This window comes from Pseudomonas sp. efr-133-TYG-5 (genome assembly GCF_030209175.1).
Classification (GTDB): Bacteria; Pseudomonadota; Gammaproteobacteria; order Pseudomonadales; family Pseudomonadaceae; genus Aquipseudomonas.
Genome location: NZ_JARVSM010000001.1, coordinates 40,508 through 63,707, shown reverse-complemented (window position 1 = coordinate 63,707; position 23,200 = coordinate 40,508). Strand labels below are relative to the sequence as shown.

General features: G+C 63.3%; 23 protein-coding genes. 13 read left to right on the top strand and 10 right to left on the bottom strand.

Annotated elements, in window-relative coordinates; genetic code table 11:
- Nucleotides 1-75 precede the first annotated feature (75 nt).
- Nucleotides 76-747: a response regulator transcription factor gene (locus QRN70_RS00270; RefSeq protein WP_285415162.1), complete on the bottom strand. Its 672-nt coding sequence runs from the start codon at nucleotides 745-747 to the stop codon at nucleotides 76-78.
- Nucleotides 748-1,038: 291 nt separating this feature from the next.
- Here QRN70_RS00270 and QRN70_RS00265 point away from each other — a divergent pair, with 291 nt between their 5' ends.
- Nucleotides 1,039-2,061: a GlxA family transcriptional regulator gene (locus tag QRN70_RS00265; RefSeq protein ID WP_285415161.1), complete on the top strand. Its 1,023-nt coding sequence runs from the start codon at nucleotides 1,039-1,041 to the stop codon at nucleotides 2,059-2,061.
- Nucleotides 2,062-2,070: 9 nt separating this feature from the next.
- Here the strand turns inward: QRN70_RS00265 and QRN70_RS00260 are convergent, their stop codons facing one another.
- Nucleotides 2,071-3,006 (bottom strand): LysR substrate-binding domain-containing protein, encoded by a 936-nt coding sequence (locus tag QRN70_RS00260; RefSeq protein WP_285415160.1) that lies wholly within the window; start codon nucleotides 3,004-3,006, stop codon nucleotides 2,071-2,073.
- Between the two features lie 325 nt (nucleotides 3,007-3,331).
- Between QRN70_RS00260 and QRN70_RS00255 the strand changes: the two genes are divergently transcribed.
- From QRN70_RS00255 to QRN70_RS00245, 3 genes are all read left to right on the top strand, one after another.
- Nucleotides 3,332-3,721 (top strand): response regulator transcription factor, encoded by a 390-nt coding sequence (locus tag QRN70_RS00255; RefSeq protein WP_285415159.1) that lies wholly within the window; start codon nucleotides 3,332-3,334, stop codon nucleotides 3,719-3,721.
- A gap of 225 nt (nucleotides 3,722-3,946) precedes the next feature.
- On the top strand, nucleotides 3,947-5,149 hold the full coding sequence (locus QRN70_RS00250; protein ID WP_285415157.1) for an NAD(P)/FAD-dependent oxidoreductase: 1,203 nt from the start codon (nucleotides 3,947-3,949) through the stop codon (nucleotides 5,147-5,149).
- Nucleotides 5,150-5,212: 63 nt separating this feature from the next.
- The gene (locus QRN70_RS00245; RefSeq protein ID WP_285415155.1) at nucleotides 5,213-6,145 is read left to right on the top strand and encodes an MBL fold metallo-hydrolase; all 933 of its coding nucleotides are present in this window, start codon (nucleotides 5,213-5,215) and stop codon (nucleotides 6,143-6,145) included.
- A 146-nt stretch (nucleotides 6,146-6,291) separates the two neighbouring features.
- Here the strand turns inward: QRN70_RS00245 and QRN70_RS00240 are convergent, their stop codons facing one another.
- Nucleotides 6,292-7,185 (bottom strand): LysR family transcriptional regulator, encoded by an 894-nt coding sequence (locus QRN70_RS00240; RefSeq protein WP_285415154.1) that lies wholly within the window; start codon nucleotides 7,183-7,185, stop codon nucleotides 6,292-6,294.
- Nucleotides 7,186-7,279: 94 nt separating this feature from the next.
- Here QRN70_RS00240 and QRN70_RS00235 point away from each other — a divergent pair, with 94 nt between their 5' ends.
- A complete protein-coding gene (locus QRN70_RS00235; RefSeq protein ID WP_285415153.1) occupies nucleotides 7,280-8,446 on the top strand; it encodes an MFS transporter in 1,167 nt (388 codons plus the stop codon).
- A 22-nt stretch (nucleotides 8,447-8,468) separates the two neighbouring features.
- On the opposite strand, the gene QRN70_RS00230 is transcribed toward QRN70_RS00235, so the two are convergent.
- Entirely contained in the window at nucleotides 8,469-9,899 is a 1,431-nt protein-coding gene (locus QRN70_RS00230) for an aldehyde dehydrogenase family protein (RefSeq protein WP_285415150.1), read from the bottom strand.
- A 123-nt stretch (nucleotides 9,900-10,022) separates the two neighbouring features.
- Here QRN70_RS00230 and QRN70_RS00225 point away from each other — a divergent pair, with 123 nt between their 5' ends.
- Nucleotides 10,023-10,925: a LysR family transcriptional regulator gene (locus tag QRN70_RS00225; protein WP_285415148.1), complete on the top strand. Its 903-nt coding sequence runs from the start codon at nucleotides 10,023-10,025 to the stop codon at nucleotides 10,923-10,925.
- A 21-nt stretch (nucleotides 10,926-10,946) separates the two neighbouring features.
- On the opposite strand, the gene QRN70_RS00220 is transcribed toward QRN70_RS00225, so the two are convergent.
- From QRN70_RS00220 to QRN70_RS00205, 4 genes are all read right to left on the bottom strand, one after another.
- Nucleotides 10,947-11,600, bottom strand: coding sequence for a DUF1266 domain-containing protein (locus tag QRN70_RS00220; RefSeq protein ID WP_285415147.1), 654 nt, complete (start codon nucleotides 11,598-11,600; stop codon nucleotides 10,947-10,949).
- A 10-nt stretch (nucleotides 11,601-11,610) separates the two neighbouring features.
- Nucleotides 11,611-12,831, bottom strand: a complete 1,221-nt coding sequence (locus QRN70_RS00215; RefSeq protein ID WP_285415145.1) for a hypothetical protein — start codon at nucleotides 12,829-12,831, stop codon at nucleotides 11,611-11,613.
- Entirely contained in the window at nucleotides 12,822-15,149 is a 2,328-nt protein-coding gene (locus tag QRN70_RS00210; RefSeq protein WP_285415143.1) for a tetratricopeptide repeat protein, read from the bottom strand. The genes QRN70_RS00215 and QRN70_RS00210 overlap by 10 nt, the downstream gene beginning before the upstream one ends.
- Nucleotides 15,150-15,415: 266 nt before the next feature.
- Nucleotides 15,416-15,847: a bleomycin resistance protein gene (locus QRN70_RS00205; protein ID WP_285415141.1), complete on the bottom strand. Its 432-nt coding sequence runs from the start codon at nucleotides 15,845-15,847 to the stop codon at nucleotides 15,416-15,418.
- A gap of 213 nt (nucleotides 15,848-16,060) precedes the next feature.
- On the opposite strand from QRN70_RS00205, the gene QRN70_RS00200 reads away from it, so the two are divergent.
- The 3 genes from QRN70_RS00200 to QRN70_RS00190 all read left to right on the top strand — a co-directional run bounded on the left by QRN70_RS00200 (nucleotide 16,061) and on the right by QRN70_RS00190 (nucleotide 17,773).
- Nucleotides 16,061-16,888, top strand: a complete 828-nt coding sequence (locus QRN70_RS00200) for an AraC family transcriptional regulator (RefSeq protein ID WP_502941482.1) — start codon at nucleotides 16,061-16,063, stop codon at nucleotides 16,886-16,888.
- A gap of 71 nt (nucleotides 16,889-16,959) precedes the next feature.
- Nucleotides 16,960-17,346, top strand: a complete 387-nt coding sequence (locus tag QRN70_RS00195) for a cupin domain-containing protein (protein ID WP_285415139.1) — start codon at nucleotides 16,960-16,962, stop codon at nucleotides 17,344-17,346.
- A gap of 169 nt (nucleotides 17,347-17,515) precedes the next feature.
- On the top strand, nucleotides 17,516-17,773 hold the full coding sequence (locus QRN70_RS00190; RefSeq protein ID WP_285415137.1) for a hypothetical protein: 258 nt from the start codon (nucleotides 17,516-17,518) through the stop codon (nucleotides 17,771-17,773).
- 128 nt (nucleotides 17,774-17,901) lie between these two features.
- Here the strand turns inward: QRN70_RS00190 and QRN70_RS00185 are convergent, their stop codons facing one another.
- Complete coding sequence (locus tag QRN70_RS00185) at nucleotides 17,902-18,636, bottom strand: SDR family oxidoreductase (protein ID WP_285415135.1); 735 nt, start codon at nucleotides 18,634-18,636, stop codon at nucleotides 17,902-17,904.
- Nucleotides 18,637-19,042: 406 nt separating this feature from the next.
- Here QRN70_RS00185 and QRN70_RS00180 point away from each other — a divergent pair, with 406 nt between their 5' ends.
- On the top strand, nucleotides 19,043-19,960 hold the full coding sequence (locus QRN70_RS00180; RefSeq protein WP_285415133.1) for an AraC family transcriptional regulator: 918 nt from the start codon (nucleotides 19,043-19,045) through the stop codon (nucleotides 19,958-19,960).
- A gap of 102 nt (nucleotides 19,961-20,062) precedes the next feature.
- Here the strand turns inward: QRN70_RS00180 and QRN70_RS00175 are convergent, their stop codons facing one another.
- Nucleotides 20,063-20,842, bottom strand: coding sequence for an SDR family NAD(P)-dependent oxidoreductase (locus QRN70_RS00175; RefSeq protein WP_285415131.1), 780 nt, complete (start codon nucleotides 20,840-20,842; stop codon nucleotides 20,063-20,065).
- A gap of 217 nt (nucleotides 20,843-21,059) precedes the next feature.
- Between QRN70_RS00175 and alaE the strand changes: the two genes are divergently transcribed.
- The 3 genes from alaE to QRN70_RS00160 all read left to right on the top strand — a co-directional run bounded on the left by alaE (nucleotide 21,060) and on the right by QRN70_RS00160 (nucleotide 23,152).
- Nucleotides 21,060-21,521 carry an L-alanine exporter AlaE gene (gene alaE / locus QRN70_RS00170; protein ID WP_285415128.1) on the top strand — a complete coding sequence of 154 codons (462 nt, stop codon included), beginning with the start codon at nucleotides 21,060-21,062 and terminating at the stop codon, nucleotides 21,519-21,521.
- Nucleotides 21,522-21,580: 59 nt separating this feature from the next.
- Complete coding sequence (locus tag QRN70_RS00165; protein ID WP_502941565.1) at nucleotides 21,581-21,805, top strand: hypothetical protein; 225 nt, start codon at nucleotides 21,581-21,583, stop codon at nucleotides 21,803-21,805.
- 123 nt (nucleotides 21,806-21,928) lie between these two features.
- On the top strand, nucleotides 21,929-23,152 hold the full coding sequence (locus QRN70_RS00160; protein WP_285415126.1) for a zinc-dependent alcohol dehydrogenase: 1,224 nt from the start codon (nucleotides 21,929-21,931) through the stop codon (nucleotides 23,150-23,152).
- Nucleotides 23,153-23,200: the final 48 nt, after the last annotated feature.

The window sequence follows — 23,200 nt, the reverse complement described above, 5'->3', positions numbered from 1 at the left end:
CGGCACCGTCGAAATTTTCTATGAGATTGAACGTGAAGCTCTGCGGCGGTTTGGCCAATGCGGCACAGGCGTCGCTCAGGCGCTGCGGTGCGAAGGCTCAACGCCCAGTGACTCGGCCATGCGCACCAGATCGGCCACTGAGCGCGCACCGAGTTTCTTCATCACCTGGCCACGATGGACCTTGACCGTCACCTCGCTGAGGTTGAGCTGCGCGGCGATCTGCTTGTTCATCAACCCGCTGATGACGAAGCGCAGAACTTCCCGCTCTCTCTGCGTCAGCGCCGCGAAGGCATCACGCAGGGCGGCGCCCGATTGCTCGAGCCGCAGCCGTTCACTGTCGCGCGCCAGGGCACTGGCAACGGCATCGAGCATGTCCTGATCCCGAAACGGTTTGGCCAGAAAGTCCACCGCACCGGCCTTCATGGCCTTGACGGTCATGGCGATATCGCCATGACCGGTCATGAACACGATGGGAGTGCGCACACCGCTCTTCTCCATCTGTTCCTGGAACGCCAGACCGCTTTCACCGCGCAGGCGTACATCGAGGATCAGGCAACCGGGCACATCGCGTTGCGCTGACGCGAGAAAATCCTGGGAGGATTCGAAGGTTTTCACCTGCAGGCCAATCGAGCGCAACAAGCCGTCGAGTGCCAGTCGCATGGACTCATCGTCATCGACCACATAGACCAACGGCTCCTTGAGAGCCTGCGGGCTGTGTGCCGGATGTGTAGGCGACCACGAGGTCATCTTGCCTCCTTGACGGGACCGCATCACCGGCAGTGTGCAGGTCAAAAAAGATAGTTCATGATGACAGCCACGACAATGCGCCAGCCAGGCGGTCACGGAGCGCCTGGCCAGTGATTGCAGGCCTCAGGCCCGCCAGCGCGCGCTGGCACAAGGAGTTGCCCGTCGAGCAAAACTAGCACGCCGGCACGCGCGGTGGTTAGGCCAGAAACCCCTGAAAAACGGCCAGCCCCACCGCGTTGCAAACGCCCGGCGCTGCCCTCTCTCAGCCGCCATTCGAACAGGCAGGATTGCATGACGACTTCCCCGATCCAGCGTCGCTCGACCCACCCTCAACCCTGGCCACGGGACGTGGTATTTGTCGCCTACCCGCAGATGGGCCTGCTTGACCTGAGCGGGGCGCAAACGGTGTTCTGGGCGGCCAGCAAGGCACTCTCCCAGCGCGGCTTGCCCGGCTATCAGTTGCGCACGGCAAGCCTTGCGGGCGGCCTGGTGAACACCGTCGAGGGCCTGGCGGTGGACACCTGCCCATTTGCCGCCCTTGATCTGGCCGTCACCGATACCCTCGTGGTGCCCGGCGCCCCCGACATCTGCGAGACCCTGGACAGCCACGTCGAACTGGTGGCCTGGCTGCAACGCGAGGCCGCCAGCGCACGGCGCGTGGCCTCGGTGTGCAGCGGCGCGTTTCTGCTGGCCAAGGCCGGCCTGCTCGACGGCCGCCGCGCCGCCACCCATTGGGCGATGTGCGACACGCTGCAGCAACGCTTCCCCGCTCTGCAAGTGGATGCCGACGCGATCTATATCCAGCAAGGTGCCGTGTGGACGTCGGCGGGCGTAACCGCCGGCATCGACCTGGCGCTGGCCTTGGTCGAGGCCGACTGCGGCCGCGAGATCAGCATGCAGGCGGCGCGGGAACTGGTGGTCTACCTCAAGCGCCCCGGTGGGCAGGCGCAGTACAGCACGCTGTTGCAGATGCAAACCCAGGACCGCTCGGCATTCGACGATTTGCACGTGTGGCTGGCCGAACACCTCGGCGATCCGGAACTGACCGTGGAGCGCCTCGCGGCACAGGCGAAGATGAGCCTGCGCAACTTCTCCCGGGTGTACAAACAGCACACCGGACGCACACCCGCCAAGGCCATCGAGCTGCTGCGCGTAGAGGCGGCGAAGCGTCTGCTGGAGAACTCGCCGCGCAACATCGAACAGATCGCCCGCGCCTGCGGTTTCGCCGACGAAGAACGTCTGCGCACCACGTTCCAGCGCCACCTGGCCATTTCCCCGCGCGACTACCGCAGCCGCTTCAGCCGTGCCGACTGACACCCTGTTTCACGCCACTGCCAACACCCGCGGGCGCTCGACCGGCTGCGCCAGGTGACGAGAAAAACAATCGCGCAGCCAACGCTCGCGCGGGTCATCGTGATGGGTGCCGCGCCAGGCCATGCACAGGTCCGGGCTCGCCAGTGACAGCGGCGCGCAATCGCTGTACAGCCCTGGATGGGCCAGCAGTGTCTGCGCCACATAATCCGGCACCACGGCGAGCAAATCACTGCCCGCCAGTACCCCAGGCAACACGCTGCATTGCGAGACCGCCAGCACCACCCGCCGCTGCCGCCCCAGGCGGGCCAGCGCGCGGTCGACCTCGTCGGTCACGCTGCCCTGCGTCGAGACCACCACGTGCGGGCGCCGGCAGAACTCCTCCAGAGACAGCGGGCCACTGGCCGAATCGGCGCGCAGCACTCGCGATTTCATCGGGCGCAGACGACGGCAGCGCGAGTTGGCCGGCAGTTCCTGCGCAAGGCTGATGCCCACGGAGATGTCACCGTTGGCCAGCAACTGCGGCAACTGCCACTGATCCACCCGATGCACCACCAGCGTGACGTTCGGCGCCTCGCTGCGCAGCGGCTTGAGCAGCGTCGGCAACAGTGCGTACTCGACATCGTCAGAAAGCCCGACGTGGAAGCAGGCGTCGCTGCTGCGCGGATCGAATGTCTGGCTGCAACTCAGGGCTTGGGCAATGCCTTCGAGTGCCGGGGTCAGGCGCGCGTGGATTTCTTCGGCGCGAGCCGTCGGCTCCATCAGCCGGCCGGTGCGGATGAACAAGGCATCGTCGAACATGGCTCGCAGTCGCGCCAGTGCGCCGCTGACGGCGGCCTGACTGAGAAACAGGCGCTCCCCTGCACGGGTCACGTTACGCTCGCGCATCATGGTTTCAAAAACCACCAGCAGATTGATGTCGGCATGCCGTAGATCGTTTCTGTTCATGCTGTCGGCCTGTCGGGAGAAGTTGGATTCGAACAGCGCAAGAGCGCAATGTCGGAACACGCGCAGGGGCAATGTGGCCAGCGTATGCCGATGCAGCGCCGGCGTCTTTTGTACATCGGGGCAGCAAAATTATCCGTTGGATAGTCGTCGTTATACTTGGGTATCTTCGCTGAGCGTTTTTGTTGAACCGGCAATTGAACGGCGCTTGGCTATGGAAGTATTCGATACCAAGGCCTGGTTGGCTTATACCTAGGTATAACTTCTCCGCCCGGGGTGACGGCGTATCTTGCAAGTACGGCAGGCGCCGCCATGAGTGCCCGACACAATGCAAAACCATCACGCTCGCAAAAACCTGGTCATCGCCGTGGTCGACGACGATGAATCCCTGCGCATCGCCCTGGAGGGCTTGCTGCGTTCCATCGGCTATCAGGCGCGAACCTACGCCGCCGCCCGGGAATTCCTCGACTCCGAAGGCCCGCTGCTCGCCCGTTGCCTGATCTGCGACGTGCAGATGCCCGGCATGTGCGGTGTGCAGTTGTATGACGCATTGCGCGCTCGCGGCCTGCACATCCCGGTGATCTTCATCACCGCCTTCCCGGGGGAAAACCTGCGGATCACGCCGAACATGCCCGGCGTGATCGCCTGCCTGCGCAAGCCGTTCGAGCCGGACCGGTTGCTCGACTGCATAGAAGCAGCCGTGCGCAAGACTCACTGATCTGCCTCTGCAACTTGCCTCCCTATACCTTCGTATAGCGCCGTTGAACGCATGCGTAATGCGCCCACACCGATGGAGAAGTGCGCGGCGAAGTTGTCCGCCCTAGCATGAACCCACAGCGGACGATTGCTCCCAGAACCTCAATCTCGGAACTGCGATAGATCGTCATGCGAACTTGAACGCCTGCTTCAAGTTTCATTCATCCATTCGAGTCGGGAGCACATCATGAAACAGCAACTTCTGGTTATTGGCGCAGGGTTCGGCGGTCTGTGGAGCGCCCTGAGCGCCGCCCGCCTGCTGGACATGCATGACCGCCAGGACGTGGAAATCACCCTGCTGGCACCGCAAGCCGAGCTGCGCATTCGTCCGCGCTTCTACGAGCCTGATGTGCACAGCATGTTCGCCCCGCTGGATGCGCTGCTCGACGCGGTGAACGTGAGTTTCGTCAAAGGCACCGCCGAGCGCATCGATGAACAGACACGCCGCGTCGGCTATCGCGATGAAGCCGGGCGCCCTGGCGAACTGAGCTACGACAAACTGATCCTGGCCTCCGGCAGCCAACTGTCGCGCCCACCGGTCCCGGGCCTGAGCGAGTACGCCTTCAACGTCGACCAGATCGAATCGGCGGCGCGCCTGGAACGTCATCTGCTGTCACTCGGCAAGCAACCGGCCAGCCGCGCCCGCAACACCGTCGTGGTTGCCGGTGGCGGCTTCACGGGCATCGAGACCGCCACGGAAATGCCCGCCCGCCTGCGTGCGGTGCTGGGCGCCGACGAAGACGTGCGGGTGATCGTCGTCGATCGCAGTGCAGGTATCGCCGCGACCATGGGCGACGGCATCCGTCCTTCGATCGTTCAGGCGTCCGAGGCACTGGGCATCGAGTGGATCACCGGGGCGACGGTTGCGTCGCTGGACGCCAACGGCGTGACCCTCGCCGACGGTCGTCATATAGAGAGCCACACGGTGATCTGGACCGTCGGTTTCCGCGCCAGCGCGCTCACCGAACAGCTCACCGGCGAGCGCGATGGCCTCGGCCGTCTGCACGTTGACGGCAACCTCAAGGTGCGTGGCCAGGACAACGTATTCGCCGCCGGTGATGTGGCCTATGCCGCCACTGACGACCTCGGCAATTACGCCGCGATGTCCTGCCAGCACGCCATCAGCCTCGGCCGCTACGCCGGCAACAACGCGGCGGCGGACATGCTCGGCGTCGCGCCAATGCCCTACCGCCAACCCAAGTACGTCACCTGCCTGGACCTGGGCGCGTGGGGCGCGGTGTACACCGAAGGCTGGGATCGTCAGCTGAAACTGGTTGGCGAGGAGGCCAAGCAACTCAAGACGCAAATCAACACCGTGTGGATCTACCCACCGGCCGCCGACCGCCAAGCCGCGCTGGCCGCCGCCGATCCGCTGATCCCGGTGGCCTGAGCCTCGCGCACTCGCCATGCCTTCGCGAACGTGACATTCGCGCCACACCACAGGAGAACGAACATGAACATGCCTCTGACAACCTTCACCCGGCAGGACGATGCCTCACAACCAGCGCCTACTGAAGAACTGGTGCCCTCGCGCTATGCTCTGCGGCTCGGCGACATCGACGTCATGGTGATCAGTGACGGCGTGCTGCCGCTGCCAACCGAAACCATGTCGACCAACGCCGATCCGCAAGCCCGCGCGGCATGGTTCAAAGACATGCACCTGGGCCCGGACATGTTCGACTGGGCGCTGAACGTGCTGGTGGTACGCAGCGGCGAGCAGACCATCCTCGTCGACGCCGGGCTCGGCGGGCAGTTTCCGGGATTCCCGCGTGCCGGGCAGTTCCCCAAGCGTCTCGAGGCTGCCGGTGTCGAGCTCGGGTCGATCACTGACGTGATCATCACCCACATGCACATGGACCACGTTGGCGGCCTGCTCGTCGAAGACGTGAGGAAGCGTCTGCGTGACGATATCCGCATCCACGTCACCGCCACCGAAGTCGACTTCTGGAGCACGCCCGACTTCACCCAGACCGAGATGCCGCAACCGGTGCCCGATGTCCTGCGCAAAACCGCCAGACAGTTCATCGAGCAGTACCGCAGCAAATTGCACATCTTCGACACTGAGTACCAGGTGGCCCCGGGTGTGGTCGCCAAGATGACCGGCGGGCATACGCCCGGCCATTGTGTGGTCTACGTGAACTCCGGCGGTGAACGCCTGACTTTCGCCGGCGACGCCCTGTTCCCGGTGGCCTTCGACCACCCTGAGTGGCACAACGGCTTCGAGCACGATCCGCAAGAATCGGTGCACGTGCGTGTGCGCCTGCTGCAGGAAGCCGCAGCGAGTGGCGAGTTGTTCGTCGCCACGCACCTGCCCTTCCCTTCGGTCGGTCGCGTGGCGGTCGACGGCGAGGCCTTCCGCTGGATTGCGGCGTTCTGGGACTATTGATCGACCTTGCGTACCAGGCCTGCGCCTCGCCCCTGTTCCGCCGCATTGACCGGCGGGCAGGCGCGAGGCGCAGACTTTTTTTTGCGCGGATATAGACGCCGGGGTCAGCGCGCCACTGTTACCGCGCCGACCGCGTGGAGCGCCGCTTACATGCGGTGATGTTCGAGCAAGAAGTCCACGAACAGGCGCACTCGCGCCGGCATTGCCGGGCCACCGACGAACACCGCATGAATCGGTTCCCGATCGCCGGGGTTCCAGGCTTCCAGCAGCGGTATCAGTTCGCCGCGTTGCAGATCTTCGCTGACAGTGAATTCACCGATCCGCGCAATCCCGGCGCCAACCCGCGCCAGTTGTGCCAGAGCTTCACCACTGCTGCATTCGATGTTGCCGCTGACCTTCAGGGAAAACTCCCTGCCGTCGCGGGTAAACGGCCAGTTGGGTTCGGCACGACGGAAATTGAACCGCAGGCAGTTGTGCCGGAGCAGGTCTTCCGGTTCCTGAGGGCTGCCGTGACGCTGCAGATACGCCGGCGAGGCCACCACCACCTGGCCGGTGTCGCCGATCCGCCGGGCGGTCAGCGGGCTGTCGGGCAAATGGCCGAAGCGTATGGCGATGTCCGCCTGGCCGCCGAGAATGTCGACCACCTCGTCGCCGAGGGTGAGGTCGACGACGATGTTCGGGTAACGCGCGCTGAAGGCGGCGACCAAGGGAACGATGGCCAGCCGCCCATGGCCAAGGGCGGCACTGACCCGCAATCGCCCCCGGGGTACGCCCTGATCGGCGATGGCTTCTTCGACCTCGTCCATGTCCGCCAGGATCCGCCGGGCACCGCGCAGGAACGCTTCGCCCTCGGCGGTGAACGTGATCGCCCGGGTGGTGCGCAACAGCAGGCGGGTGCCAAGACGCTGCTCGGTGCGCGCGATGATCCGGCTGACTGCCGAGGGTGTCAGGCCCAGGGCACGCGCAGCGGCTGACAGGCTGCCTTCCTGCGCCACGGTGACGAACACGCTCATCTCACCCGACCTGCCGTTGAAATCCACTTGTGCCTCCCGCGCAAAGCTGATTACCAAAAATGCTATCTACCGGATCAAAAGCCTGGATCGTAGCATCTGCGGCATAGATAAGGAGCTTTCCATGCGTATCAATCCACCCCTTGTTGCACTCGCCGTCGGTGCCTTTGGCATCGGCGTAACAGAGTTCGCCCCCATGGGCATGTTGCCGGGTATCGCTGCCGACCTCGGTGTTTCCATTCCCGCCGCCGGTTTGCTGGTCAGTGCCTATGCGCTGGGCGTATTGCTCGGCGCGCCGCTGATGACCCTGACTACCGGCCGGATCCCCCGGCGCTACCTGCTGATCGGGCTCATGGCGATTTTCACCCTGGGCAACCTGATGTCGGCGCTGGCCACCGATTACTCCAGCCTCATGGTCGCCCGGGTGGTGACCTCGCTGAACCATGGCGCGTTCTTCGGCGTCGGCTCCATCGTCGCCGCCAGCGTGGTCGCCCCGGAAAAACGTGCCGGAGCGGTAGCCGCGATGTTCATGGGCCTGACCCTGGCGACCATCGGCGGTGTACCGCTGGCCGCCTGGTTTGGCGAACTGTTCGGCTGGCGCACCGCGTTCTGGGGAATTACCGCTCTCGGCTTCATCACCATGGCTGCGTTGTGGTTCGCCCTGCCCAACCTGCCGGCACCGAAAGGTGTGGGTGTGCTGGCGGAAATCCGCGTCCTCGGGCGCGGTCCGGTGCTGGGCGCACTGGCGCTGACCGTCGTCGGCTCGAGTGCGATGTTCACCGTTTTCACCTACATCGCGCCGATCCTCAGCAGCGAAACCCATGCATCCACCGCGTACATCACCGCCATGCTGGTGCTGTACGGCGTCGGGTTGACGCTGGGCAACATGTGGGGCGGCAAGGCTGCTGACCGCTCGATCGATCGCACCCTGATCGCCTCGCTCAGCGTGCTGATCGTGGTCCTGCTGGCGTTCACCGTACTGATGCGTTGGCCGCTGCCGGCCGCCGTGGCCATCCTGATCTGGGGGATCGCCAGCTTCGCCCTGGTGCCGCCGCTGCAGATGCGCGTCATGGAAGCGGCCAAGGACGCGCCCAATCTCGCCTCGGCGGTGAACATCGGCGCATTCAACTTCGGCAACGCGATTGGCGCGGCGCTCGGTGGCGCGGTGATCAACAGCGGCCTGGGTTACCCGGCGATTTCCCTGGCCGGGGCGGCCATGGCCGGCCTCGGGCTGCTGATGGTGCTGGCTTTTGCCTGGCGCTCCAGAACGATTGCCGCGCCAGCGGTGTGACCATCAGCAACCCCCGACCCGGTTATTTCAACGGGTCGGACACCACCAGCGTCTTCGGCTCCAGGTAGGCGCTCATCCCCCACTTACCCATTTCCCGGCCAAGGCCGGATTGCTTGAATCCGCCGAAAGGCGCCCGTGGCTCATGGGCCAGCGTGTTGATCAGCACGCGTCCCGCCTCGATCTGACGGGCGATCTTCACACAGCGCTCGGGGCTTTTGCCCAACACCAGGGCGCTCAGGCCATAGTCCGTATCGTTGGCAATGCTGATCGCGTCGGCGTCATCCTCATACGGAATGATCGTCAGCACGGGGCCGAAAATTTCTTCCCGCGCGATGCGCATGCCGTTGTGCGCATCCGTGAAGAGCGTGGGTTTGACGAACCATCCGCCGTCAAGGCCCGCCGGACGACCTTCACCACCGGCCAGCAACCGCGCGCCCTCTTCCTGACCGATACGAATGTAGCGCTGCACTCGCTCCCATTGTTTCTGGCTGACCATCGGGCCGATGTCGGTTGCCGCGTCATGCGGATCCCCCGATTGAATCTGTGACACATGCGCCTTCGCTACCCTCTCGAATTCCCCCAGTCGCGTGCGCGGCACAAGGATACGTGTACCGGCGATGCACGCCTGGCCACTGTTGAGAAATCCGGCTTGCAACACCATCGGCATCACCGCGTGGAAATCCGCATCGTCGAGCACCACGGTGGGCGACTTGCCGCCCAGTTCCAGCGTCACCCGTTTCAGGGTGGCGGCAGCGGTTCTGACCAGATGCTGGCCGACAGCGGATGAACCGGTGAAGGAGATTTTCGCCACGTCGGGATGACGGGCGATTTCCTCTCCCACCACATCGCCGCGCCCGTTGACCAGATTGAACACCCCTGGCGGCAGATCCGCCTCGTGCAACGCTTGCAACACCACCTGCGTCTGCAACGCGCTCATCTCGCTGGGTTTGATCACCGCTGTGCAGCCTGTCGCCAACGCGGTTGCGAGTTTGTTGCAAATGAAGCCGGCATTGCTGTTCCACGGCGTGATCAGACCGCTGACGCCCACAGGCGTCAGAATGACCCTGGCCATGCCGGCCTGTTCCTCGAAATCGAAGGCCTGCAGCGCATCGATTGCCTGGGCAATCACTTCAGCCGGATAGGTGGCCATCCAGCGTCCACGACTCGAAGGTGCGCCGTATTCAACAAGGACGGCTTGCAGCAGCTCCTCCTCCCGGGCCACCACGGCCCGGTGCATGCGTTGCAGCGCGGCAACGCGTTCCTCCCGTGTGGTACGCGACCAGGCCGGAAACGCCGCCTTCGCCGCTGCGATGGCCCGTCGTGCGTCGAGTGCGTCGCCCAGGCGCACCTGACCGATGACCTCCTCGGTGCTGGGGTTATGCAGGTCGAACCATTCCTGGCCGTGCGGGACGACGAACTCGCCGTTGATGTAGATGTGTTCAATGCGGTGCATGATCATTCCTCGCTCAAGGGGCTCGCCTGAATCGAGCCGCGGTGAAGCGAAGTCTAAGAACGCCGGACTGTTCCGATAAGCTATGCTTCGGCGGATGAAACATCCGTATTTTCAGGACAATCAATGCACAGAACCGGAATGACCGAACTGGAAGTGGTGCTGGCCGTAGCGCGGCGCAGCAGCTTTCGTGGCGCGGCGCAGGAGTTGGGCATGTCCACCACCGCCGTGAGCAGCGCGGTGGCTGGCCTGGAAGCGCGCCTGAAGGTGCGCCTGTTCAACCGCTCCACGCGCAGCGTGGCCCTCACCGACGTCGGCCAACGCTATGTCGAGCGCATTGCCCCGGCTCTGGCGCAAATCATCAGTGCCGGCGAAGAGGCCAGCGTCGGCCCCGACCAACCCAGCGGCACACTGCGCATCAACGCCCCGCATGGCGCGGCCTACCTGCTGCTGGAGCCGCTGTTCGAGCAGTACGCGCAGCGCTATCCCGAGATGCGCATCGACATCGTCAGCGAATCCGGCATGGTCGACATCGTCGCTGCAGGGTTCGACGCCGGGATCCGCCTGGCAGAGTCCGTGCCGCAGGACATGATTGCCGTGGCGCTGTCGGACGACATCCGCATGCTCGTGGTGGCCACGCCCGACTATCTCGAGCGGCATGGCGTGCCCCTGCACCCGTCGGACTTGCTCAACCATCAAAGCATCGGCATGCGCATGGCCCACGGTGGTCTCTACGCCTGGGAGCTGGAGCGCGACGGCGAGAAATTGCAGATGGAGCTACCCGTGCGCTTTGCGTTCAACGAGATGCTGGCGATCAAAAAAGCCATGCTGCTGGGCCTTGGCATCGGCTTCATTTCCGAGTGGTTCATCGAGGCAGAACTGGCCAGCGGCGCCCTCGTGCCAGTGCTGCAGCCCTGGTGCCCGGCGTTTGGCGGCTTGCGGCTCTATTACTCGGGGCACCGCTTCGTGCCGGCGCGATTGCGCGCGTTGATTGAACTGGTGCGTGAGTTGCGACCTCATCAGGTTTGACCCTGTGTCGGCGCTACGCCGTTACCGCGCCAGCGCCGGGCTCAACGTTGGCGTACGCCAGGGGATATCGGCCCAGGCACCGCTGCCGGGCGCCAGCAACTGGCGCAAGTGCTGTTCGTCGAACGCTTCGCCCAGCGAGTCGACGCGAAACGCCGCAACCCACTGCTCGCGCCCCAGCGCGTAGGCGCTGCCGAACGCTTCCCAGCTGTCGAAACAGTCCTGTGCGCGCTGCGCATTGAGCAGCAGCACCCGCCAGGCAAGATCGGGCTCGAGCCAACGCATCAGCCATGCACAGCGCACCAGGAACGCCACGCGCGCGCAGGCAAAGGCCATGGCCGCACGCGGCTCATCCTCGGCCGTCAGTGCCTGCAGGTCGAGACCGAACCATTGCTGTTCGAGCGTGGCGCTGAAGTGCGCCCGCACCGCCTCGTCATTGCTGTGGCTGCGTATGCCGGCCTGATGCAGCAGCGCGGCGCGCAAGATCGTCTGCGCCTCCTCGGTGAAGTGATCGCACGTCGGCGAGTAGAACCCGTCGACTTCCATCGCATCGGCCATGGGCTTGGCCAGCAACAGCGACCAGTGCTTGCGCTGGCTGAATACGGGTGCGGCGCCACGTGGGCGAAATGTGCGCCATAGCAACCAGGCGCAAACCAGTGTCGCGATAAGCAAAAACATACCGTTCTCCTTACCTTGCCCGGGCCTGCCAGGCCTGGATTTCCTCGGCCTGGGGCGAAGACATGTCAGGCCACGGCACGCCTTCGGTCAGGTACAGCGGGTCATTCGGCTGACGTTCGATGCGCTTGTTGAACACATGGCGGGTGGCGTATTTGACCGACACCGCTTGCGGGGCGATGTGCCGAAACTGCTGCGGCTGCCGCCCGGCCACCAGCCATTCGACCATGGCCGACGGCGCCTCGAGGCGCTCGTACAGCTGCGGATAACGGGCGACCAGGCGCGTCTGCGCAGTCGGATCGCTGACCTCTTCGATGCGCAGCCAACCCGCTTCGGTGCGCACGATGCCGATGGCGATGCAGTCGGCAGGCGTCTGCTGATCGGTGCCCAAGGCATTCAGGCATTGCAGCAGGTCCTGGTAATAGCGTTCGACCGGCGGCCGGTTCTGCTTGCCCTTGACCTGTTCGACGGTCAACGTGCCATCGTCCTGGACGATCAGGCTGATGGTGATGTGGGGCTGCCCCTGGCCATCGCGAAAACTGAACACGCGCAGGCTGCCCAGCTCCACCGCCTCGGCGTAGCGCTCGCCATAGCCGCCGGTCAACGCGCGTCGATCGGCGAACTGGCCCAGGCAGTGGCGCATCACATAGCTTTCAAAAGCCATTTCCGCGCGCAGCAAAGGACTCTCCGGGCGCAGCTCCTGCAATACGTGTTCGGCAGTGGTCACCCGCGTGAGCAAGGCCTCGGGCTGGCTCTGGCGCCAGCCCTGCTCGACCCGCGCGGCCATCTGCGCGTGTTCCTTTTGCCACAGTGCCAGCGCCTGCGGGCAGTTGATACGGTCGAGTTTGCCAGCCAGCGCCGTGCCCTGGCGCGACGTCAGGAACTCCACCAGCAACGCCTCCTGGGCCAGCAACGGTGCCTGCTGCGGATCGACCCAGACTAATGGTGCAGGCGCCTGCTGCGGTGCTTTTTCAGCGTCACTCAAATGCCTGGCCACCCACGACGGCGGCTCGGCACCGAGTACCTCGACGGCCTGCTCCAGGGTCAGGATGCGCCGCGCCGGCTCGAAGTTGCCGACCAGATGCCGGTAGAAATGGTTGAGCAACCATTTGTTCACCTCTGGCGCATCGCCGCGGGCCTTGCTGCGCTCGGCGATGCCGCGCTTGAGTTGATCGGCATTGAGTGCATTGCGCGGGGCGTAGCCGCTCTGGCGCAGCGGCGCGGTCACTTCCATATCTGCCACCAGGCCTTGCCGGCCGGTTTCGCCGGCGCCTGCAGCGCGGCGATGCTCTGGCGGAAGAGTTCATTGTTGCCCTGGTCAACGGCGTTGTTCGGATCACTGCGCTCAATGGCACGCTGGTAATAGGCCACGGCCTCTTCATTGCGCCCGAGGCCCTTGAGCACATCGCCGGCGCAGCCGAGCAGCGACGGTTCCTGACGTTCGTCGACGTACGGCGCGTAACGCAACCAGAGGCTGGTGGCCGCCTCCGGCAGGCTGTACGACAGGTACATGGCCACTTTCAGCCGGGCGAACAGCGGCGAGTACTCCAGCTCCTTGTCGCTGACGCCAGACTCTTGCTGCCATTTGAGAATGCGCTCCAGCCAGATCAGGATTTCGCGCTCGCGGTCCAGGCGATACAGGGCGCGGGCGACGTCCTCGAGGTATTCCTCCGGGTCGTGGCGGCCGTAGCCGTAGTCGGCTGCGTAGTGCCACAGCTGTTCGGCGGCTTCGGCGACACCCGGGTTGTCCCCGAGCAGAATGCGGTTGCGCAGAATGCCCTGATAATGTTCGGCGAACGAGCTGGCGGCGATGCCACGGGTGTGCAACTCCAGCGCCTGGGCATACAGACGCTGGTCGTTGTAGCAGCGGTAGTTGATCGCCAGGTTATTGCACAGCATCGAATACAGGTGCGCACAGGCATCGAAACGGTGCCCTCGACCGCTGGCGAAGCATTGCTCAAAACGCGCCTGACCGTGTTCGTAGGCCACCTTCTGCACTTCGCGCAGCAGCGACCAGGCCTGATCGGCTTCCTCCTCCGAGAGATCCTCGACTTTCGCTTCGACCACATCGTCGATGGCGTTGGCGAACTGGTAGTAGTACATGCCACTGGACATTGGCGGCAGGGGTTGGCGCAAGGCATCGATGATCCCGTGGACATCGGCATGGGCGTTGAACAGGCTGTAGAGGCTGCGGTGATCCTGCAGATTGCCGGCCACGATGGCTTCGCGTAGCATCGACAATTCGGTCTTGGCGTCGATGCGTTCGGCCTGACGTTCACGCACCGCCAGCAGGCGGGTGATCCACGGGTGGTTCGGCGCGCGGCGCCGGGCTTCCGCCAGGGCCTGGGCAAAGACGTTGTCGATCTGCTCAAGGTCCCCGCGCGCGGCATGCAGTGCATCGAGCAACGGGCCCAGGGACGGCGTCGATTCGTCACGCCACGGCAGGCCGGAAATGAACCGCTCCAGCACCGTCTGATCGTCACAGGCGCGCATCACGCACAACGGCCACCACGCCGACTGATCCTCGGCTTCGAGCAGGCGATCGTGCACCCAGTAGGCCGTGCCCGGCCACATGTCGCCGCGCGTCTCGTAGATTTCCATGAACGCCCGTTGCCCGGCTTCGTCGATCCGGTCGTGCTCCAGCAGCCAGGGCAAATGGTATTCAACGAAGTTGTCACCGCCGCAGGACTCCAGGCTCATACTCGCCACGTCACAGATGTTCAGGGCGCCGGCCAGGTCGCCCTGGGCCTGCAGCGCACGAGCGGCCAGACGTGCCAGGCGCACTTCCCATTCCCGACGTCGGGGCAGCGACAAATCAGCGATCAAGCGCACCACCGGTTGCTCGAACATCGCCAGGCGCAGCGGCACGATCTCGATCAGCGCATCGCCCAGCCACAGCCAGTCGTTGGCGTCGACATCCTGATCGTCAGCGGCCGTGCGCAACGCGGCAATCGCCGCCAGCGCGGCATCGCGAGCGTCGGCGTCCCGTTCATGGGTGGCCAGCACCCGGGCGCGGCGCCGGTGCTGGTCGGCATCGTCCCAGGCGCGCAAGGCATGCCGGCCGGGGTTGACCAGGGCCAGGGTGTGACGCACCTCGATGGCCTTGAGGGCGACGTCGAGGGTGGCGTGTTGCAGATCGTCAAAAATGCGATGGCGCCGGTGCGGCTCGAGGTCGAACGGCAGCGGCTCGGTGCTCAATTGCTGCAGGGCATCGAGCGCGGTCAGCAGGCCCTGCTCGTCCTTGAGGTAGTTGCTCAAGCGCAGCCGGTAAATCAGCAGGATGACCTTGAGTTCGTTGCGCGCCTGGTCAGGCGTCGCCTCGATCAGCGCCTGACCGTCGGCGGCCAGTACCGCCTTGGCCGCGTCAGCGTCACCGGCGTTGACCCACAGCGTGTGCAGCCGGTCGATCGAGTCCAGCGAGGTTGCCTGCAACGGTTGGGCGCGCAGTTGGCCGAGCAGGTAGTCGGCGCCGTGTTCCTGATGCTCGACCTCGAGACGATCCATGAATTGGTCCAGCTCGATACCGGACAGCACAGTGCTGTTTTGCGTCATTGTGAACTCCCTTTGCGAATGACTGTGCATCGCCCGATGCATCCTGCGTCGGCGCCCCTGAGCGGGCAGCGGCTACCCGCGTGCGTCGGCCCTGGCGGGGCAACGATGACGAATGGGGCCGGGCAATACAGTGAGGTGCGGCACGCTACCAGTTGGCGTTTGAAAAACCAAGCGCACGCTGAACCCGACCTCTCGATAGTTCATCATTGTGCGCTCGGTCTACCTGAAAGCGGCCATGGCGAACTGCCCGCCAGTGCGCCAACCAATCAATCCGGACTGACTGGCCTCTCACCCAACCGCTCGACCAATCGAACGAGATAGCCATCAGGATCCTGCACGATGAATTCGCGCTGCCCTGCTTCGACAAGGCCTGCCCGATACCAGGTGTCCTTGCACGCCCGGTAGAGGTCGACTCCCGCCTCACCGAGCCTTTGCATGATGGGCGCGACAGCCTGCACATCAATTTGCAGGTTGATGCCTCTGCCGAAGGGCTTGTGCAGGGGCGCGGTCAGCCATTGCCCTGCATTCGGATCAACCTGCTCGAGCATGACTTGCGCGCCCTCCAGGTCGAGGTAGGCGAATCCGTCCTCCGGCCGTTGATAGGCGACCTGGAATCCCAGGCAATGCACCCAGAAAGCCAGGCTGCCTGCCAGGTCGGTGACCATCAATTCCGGAACGAGCCTGTTACGTTCGAACATGTGCTGACATCCATTTCCAATGAAGTTGACCGGGCCGGCATCCTGGCATGCATCGCGATCTGCCGGTACCGGTCGAGCGCCGGTGTCACGCCCGGCGATATTTGTCTGATATCGCCCTTGTGTCGGCGATGTTGAGTGGCAGACTGTGGATCGGTATGTTGCTGAGCACGCGCAAGGCCGGCCAAATTAAACGATGAAGCAGGACGCCAGACGATGTCGATTCAGCGCCCCTCAAAACCCGGCAACGCCGACTGGGTCATCCGCAACGCTCAGCCCGGCAGCATCGAGCGTATCGAAGCGTGGTTCGGCAGCCACGGCTACGATCCGCACCGCCACGACACCTACTCGATCGGGCGGACGCTGGCAGGTGTGCAGAGTTTTCACTACAAGGGTTCGCTGCGCCACGGGATACCCGGCAACACGCTGGTGCTGCATCCTGACGAGCTCCATGATGGCATGGCAGGCACCGAGGCGGGATTTCGCTACCGCATGGCTTACGTCGATCCGGCACTGCTGCAGAATGTCCTGGGTGGCGAGCCCCTGCCCTTCATTGCCGGCGGGCTGAGCAACGATCCGCGCCTGTACCAGGCCAGCGAAGCGTTCGTTCAGGCAATCGATCATCCTCTGGACACCCTGGAAGAACAGGACGCCCTGTACGACCTGGCCATGGCGCTCCGAGCCGTCGCCGGCAAGCCGCGCGGGCGCAAGCGCCTGGATTACCGCGCGGCGGAACGCGCCCGGGCGTTCATCCTCGAACATCTGCACCTGGGCATCACCCTGGAGATGCTCGAACAAGCCAGCGGGCGTGAACGCTGGAGCCTGTCGCGCGACTTCCGCACTCTCTACGGCACCAGTCCCTACCGGTTCGTCACCCTGCGCCGGCTGGATCGCTTTCGCGGTCTGATTCTCGACGGATTCACCCTGGTGGATGCCGCCCTGGCTGCGGGTTTTCACGATCAAAGTCACATGACCCGGCACTTCACCCGCTGCTACGGCGTGCCCCCGTTGCGCTGGCTGGAACGCTTGCGCTCTGCACGCTGACTTGCAGGATCGTACAAGAACGTCGATCCACCGCTCGCTAGGCTGACGATTCCAACTTCCGAGGAACTGTCATGCAAAACGCCCATCTCCAACCCGCAGCCTACCCCATCAACCTCACACACAAGGCTTCGCTGATCGACCAGCAATGGAGCCCCCGGGTGGTCGCGGAAATGAACGACTACCAGTTCAAGGTCGTGCGCATCGAAGGCGAGTTCATCTGGCACTCGCACCCGGAAACCGACGAAGCCTTTCTTGTCCTCGAAGGCACCTTGCGCATCGACCTGCCGCAGGGCTGCGTGCACGTCAATCCGGGCGAGCTGTACGTGGTGCCACGCGGCGTGATGCACAGGACGGCGGCACAGGGTGAGGCGAAACTGATGATGATCGAGCCGCGGGGCATCCTGAATACCGGTCATGAAGACGACGCCCGCACGGCACAGAACGACGTGTGGATCTGACTTGATGCCCGCGTGCACATTGTCATTGCTTTGCACCGACTGTCGGTCTGTCTGCCAGCAGCCACGTCGACGCCGCAAAAAATTTGAACCGCGTTTGGCGGTGCTCGCCTAATGATTAGCTTGGGGGTAATCCCACAGGCGATGTGCCAATACCGGCATACTCCTAGAGGTGATCAACGTGGCTAAAGACGAGAAGAAAAGCAAAGGTGAGTCTTCAAAAGCCAGTAAGGAATTGAAAGACAAGAAGTCATCGCCAGAGAAGAAGTCAGCGGCAGCATCGAAGCTTTCGAAATCTTCCGACAAGAAGGAACAGAAGGACAAGAAAAAAGACGCCGAACCCAAGAAAGCTGCAAAAAAGGCCGATAGCAAGCCAGCCAAGGCCAAGAAATCAGATAAAGCAGAAAAGTCGTCGAAGAAAAAAGCGTGACATGTCCCCTCTGCTAGGGCTCCGCGCCCTAGCCTCTTCAATCGTTGTTCCCGAGCCATCGGCGGTACGAAAAGCAGCCGTTGTTCAACGGCTGCCTCCCTGGCCACACAGGCCGTTTGCCGAACTGTTCAGTGCGGGCTGGCAGTCGGGCGAACCACAATCTCACTGACATCGACATCGTCAGGCTGCTCGATGGCATAGGCCAGTGCTCGCGCGATGGCGTCTGGGCCAATCGCCACGCGCCGGAAGTTCCTCATGGCCTCTCGCGCCACTTCATCGGAAATGGAATCGGCCAACTCGGACTCGACCACGCCCGGGCAGACCACGGTGACTCGGATCTTGTCCGTTTCCTGGCGCAGACCATCGGAAATGGCCCTGACCGCGAATTTGGTCGCGCAATACACCGCCGCTGTCGGAGAGACCGCCAGACCGCCGATCGACGAAATATTGATGACCTGACCGTAGCCTTGCGCCTCCATGTCCGGCAGGACGGCGGCAATACCGTGCAGAACCCCGCGAACGTTGACGTCGAGCATTTGGTTCCACTCGTTGACCTTCAGCGAGCTCAGGGGAGACAGCGGCATCACCCCGGCGTTGTTGATGATCACGTCGATCTTGCCATGTTGCGCCTTGGCGAACGCCACGAATGCCTGCATCGACTGCAGATCCGTCACGTCCAGTGCGCAGGCACTGGCCGAGCCACCCTCGGCGTGGATCTCGCTCACGAGTTGTTCCAGGCGTTCGGTCCGCCGGGCGCCGAGTACCACATGGGCACCTCTGGCGGCGATCAGCCTCGCCGCCGCTTCGCCAATACCACTGCTTGCTCCGGTGATCAGTACAACTTTATTGTTGATGTTCGACATATCCGTATCTCCTGCGCCATGCATTGAATGTCAGCTCCGACCGCCGTTGGCGCGGTCGATGCTGCGGGGTACGTCGAAAAGGTTAAGGGCACTGGCCGGGTTGGCGCGTGCCGAAACCTGCGCAACACTTGCCTATTCGTGTCGGCGTGAACAACAGCGGCAGAACCGCGTCAGATGGCGCTGAGCGAGTGCGTCACCCGCGCACGTCGGTGAACAACGCGCTTCATCCGTGGGCAAGCGATCAAAGCTATGAGCCTCAACGAAGGGCCAAAGAGGATCAGGCAAGTCTGCGGCAGTATCGCCCTAACACCGCTGCGTTCAACGACGTAGTCTGAGCACACGCCAGGGAGACAGACACAGGCCATGGCGCTGAGCTGTGACCGCCAACCCCTGTGAGAGCCTTGAAATGGAAAAAACCGACGCTTTCATCCTGCAGAACACCGCCGTCTACCGTGATGAACTGGTCCGCCTGCTGACCCAACGGTTTACGGCCCCCGGCGTCTATGAGACCGCCATCGCCCCGCTGCATGTCATTCGTTTCGACACGCCCTCGGAGCTGATCCATACCGTCCACAAACCGGCACTTTGCCTGATCGTCCAAGGGCAGAAAGAAGTCGGCCTGGCTGAAGAGCATTACCTGTACGACCCGCTCAGTTACCTGGTGGTATCGGTCACCCTGCCGGTGTCGGGTCGTGTATTGATTGCCAGTCCGCAGGCGCCCTACCTGTGCATCCGGCTCGATTTCGAGCCCACGGAGATCGCCCAGGTCATCGCAGAAGCTCCACCAACGGGCGTTCCGGACGAGCCGGAACGCGGGCTGTTCCTCGAACAAGTCGATGTGCCGTTGCTGGAAACCATGCTGCGCCTGGTGCGGCTGCTGGAGACGCCGCGGGACATCGGCATGCTGGCGCCGCTCGTCCTGCGCGAGCTGTATTACCGCCTGCTGCGCGGTGTGCATGGGAGTCGCCTGTATGAGCTGGCCCTCGGTGACTCGCAGACTCGGCGGGTGACGCGGGCGATCGACTGGCTGAACAACCACTACACGCAACCCTTGCGCATCGAAGAACTTGCCCGCGTGGCCAATTTGGGCAGCTCGACCTTGCATCACCGCTTCAAGGCAGTGACGGCCATGAGCCCGCTGCAATATCAGAAGCAGCTGCGCCTGCAGGAAGCCCGCCGCTTGCTGCTCGGCGAAGGCCTGGATGTGGCGAGCGCCTGTTACCGAGTGGGCTACGAAAGCCCGTCGCAATTCAGTCGCGAATACAGCCGCCAGTTCGGCTGTCCGCCCTCCCGGGACACCACACGGGCTCGCCGTCCTGCGTGAGTCGCCTGGCTGTCCTCGCCGATCCCCACAGCGCTGCCGGCAACCCTGAACGACTCAAACGGGTCAATCCGCTCTGCCGAGGGGATAGCCGCTGCCACAACCTCAACGCGGCCCTTTGTTCTCGGAAAGACAATTGCCGCCATCGACCACCAGAAGCTCGCCGGTAATGTAGCTGGACTCCGGCGACGCAAGAAAAGCCACCGCCGCCGCGACCTCGTCAGGCCTGCCGGCACGCCCTACGGGCACATACTGTGCGGCGGTCATTTCCTCGGCGGTGCTGGACGCCGTCGCGATCCACCCGGGAGCCACGGCGTTCACGGTAATGCCGTAGGGCGCGACTTCCAGCGCCAGGCTCATGTTCATGCCCACCATCCCCGCTTTCGCCGCGGCATACGCGGCCTCGCCCGGGTTGCTGACGCGGGTGCCCGTGGTCGAGCTGATCTGCACGATGCGTCCGTAACGGCGCTGCTGCATGCCCGGCAACACCGCCCGGGTCAGCAAAAATGCACTGGTCAGATTACGGGCGATGGCGGTGTTCCACACCTCGACGCTCATATCAGCCAGGTCAGCGAACGATTCGCCTTCACCCTGAATCGCCATGCCGGCGTTGTTCACCAGCACGTCGATCCGCCCCCATAGCGCTTGCGCCCAGGCCACCAGTGCGTCGACCTCATCGGGTCGGGTGAGATCCGCAGCCCGCCCCTGCACCTCATAACCTGCCGCACGCAATTGCGCGACGCGATCAAGGATACGGGGACTGCTGCCGGTGATGACCAACTTTGCGCCCAGATCGCCAAGCTTGCGCGCAATGGCCAGGCCAATCCCCTGTGCGCTGCCCGCCCCACTGACCAATGCCACCTGACCACTCCAGTTCGTGTACATGCCACTGCTCCACGCGATTACCCAGAAAGTTCCGCTTGCGCGTTCAGAGTAGACGCCCAGCAACGATCGCGATAAAACCGACCGACCCCTGACCCCTGCGGTGCAGCTTTCGGCCCGGCAAATTCACCGGTTTGAACCGATACGGTGTGCCGAGCATCCTACCGATGAGCTGCAGCAGGCCTCGAATCAGGTTGTTCAAGCACACCGGGAGATCCATTTGCCTCAACACTCGCGACAGCCAACGCGCCGCACCGCGTTTATCGCGGACACCACCGCGCTGATTGTGTTTTTCACCACCACCGGCATCCTCAATGAACGGTTCATCGCCGGCATGTCCTGGGATCAGGTGCTGCATGCTCGCCTGCTCGGGGCGCTGCTGATGGTGCCCGTCGCGCGGCCCTACGGTGTATGGCGAGACTGGTTGATGCAGCGCGCCAGTGAGCGTCGGCTGTCGAAAATGCTCTGGGACAGCATCGCCCTGGTCAGTTTCCAGGTGCCCATCTATGCGGCGATCATTGCCTTCAGTGGCGCATCGGGTGCCGGCCTGCTGCGCGGCACGCTTGGCGCGGCCGTGATGATGCTCTGCCTCGGACGACCTTACGGTGCGTTTCTCAACGCGGTACGCAAGCTGTTTGGCTTGCCTGCCGGTGGCGCCAAGCCGATGTCGTTGAACAGCTGAAGACATGACACGTTCGGGAGTGAATCTTGATTTATCTGGATTTGATTCAATGGCCTGCAATGCTTGTGACCGTCCTTGCGGCATGGCTGATCGGGTCGCAACGACCAGGGCGCCGCATGATTGGCTTCGTATGCTTCGGCCTGAGCAACGTGCTTTGGGTGATATGGGGAGCCTATGCCGGGGCCAGTGCATTGATCGTTCTGCAGATTTGTCTGTTCCTGATGAACCTTCGTGGGCTCAGAAAAAACTTCGCCGGAAAAAAGAACAACAACATTCAGGACTGACGCTCCCGTCGAAATGGACCTGCCGCCGTCAACCGCCAGTCATCTGCATCTGCATCATTCTGAACTTACCTTCGCCCCTGCTCCTCTCCCACTTACCATCCAGCTGAAGTCAGGTAAGACGTCATGAGAGCACTCACCTATCACGGCGCACACAGCGTCAAAGTCGATACCGTTGCCGATCCGGTCATTGAGGACAGTGACGACATCATTCTGCGGGTCACCGCCACAGCCATTTGCGGATCCGACCTGCACCTGTATCGAGGCAAAATTCCGACGGTCGAACATGGCGATATCTTCGGCCATGAATTCATGGGCATCGTCGAGGAAACCGGTTCGGCGGTCACCGCCGTGCAACCCGGCGACCGCGTGGTGATCCCGTTTGTGATTGCCTGCGGCAGTTGTTTTTTCTGCGCGATGGATCTCTTCGCTGCCTGTGAAACAACCAATACCGGGCGTGGGGCAATCATCAATAAAAAGGCGATCCCACCGGGGGCTGCGCTCTTCGGCTTCAGTCATATGTACGGCGGTGTGCCTGGCGGGCAGGCAGAATACGTGCGTGTGCCGAAAGCCAACACCGGCCCCTTCAAGGTGCCAGGTACGCTGTCGGATGAAAAAGTGCTGTTCCTGTCTGACATTCTGCCAACGGCCTATCAGGCGGTTACCAACACCGGCATTGGCAACGGTTCCAGCATCGCGATCTATGGCGCAGGTCCCGTCGGCTTGTTGAGCGCAGCCTGTGCAAGGATGCTCGGCGCCGAACAGATATTCATGGTCGATCACCACCCTTATCGCCTGGCTTACGCGCAGAAAACCTATGGGGTGATTCCGATCAACTTCGATGAGGACGACGATCCTGCCGATACGATCATCAGGCAGACCAAAGGCATGCGCGGGGTCGATGGCGTCGTCGATGCGGTTGGCTTTGAAGCCAAGGGCAGCACCACGGAAACCGTACTCGCGACGCTCAAGCTCGAAGGCAGCAGTGGCAAGGCCTTGCGTCAGTGCATTGCGGCTGTCAGAAGAGGTGGCACCGTCAGTGTCCCGGGCGTGTACTCCGGGTTCATTCACGGCTTCCTGTTCGGCGACGCTTTCGACAAAGGGCTGACCTTCAAAATGGGCCAGACCCATGTGCACCGCTTTCTTCCCGAACTCCTCGGGCATATCGAGACGGGCCGCCTTGCACCGGAGGTCATCATCAGCCATCGGCTGTCACTGGAGCAGGCCGCGGAAGGCTACAAGATCTTTGACAAGAAAGAAGACGATTGCCGAAAAGTCATTCTGACCCCGGGTGACAGCCATATTGCGCTGCCAGAGAACGAGATTGACGCGCCTCTCCTGACCACATGACCCGCCGATCGGCGAACAGGACGGGAGGACTCGTTGCGCTATCGAGAA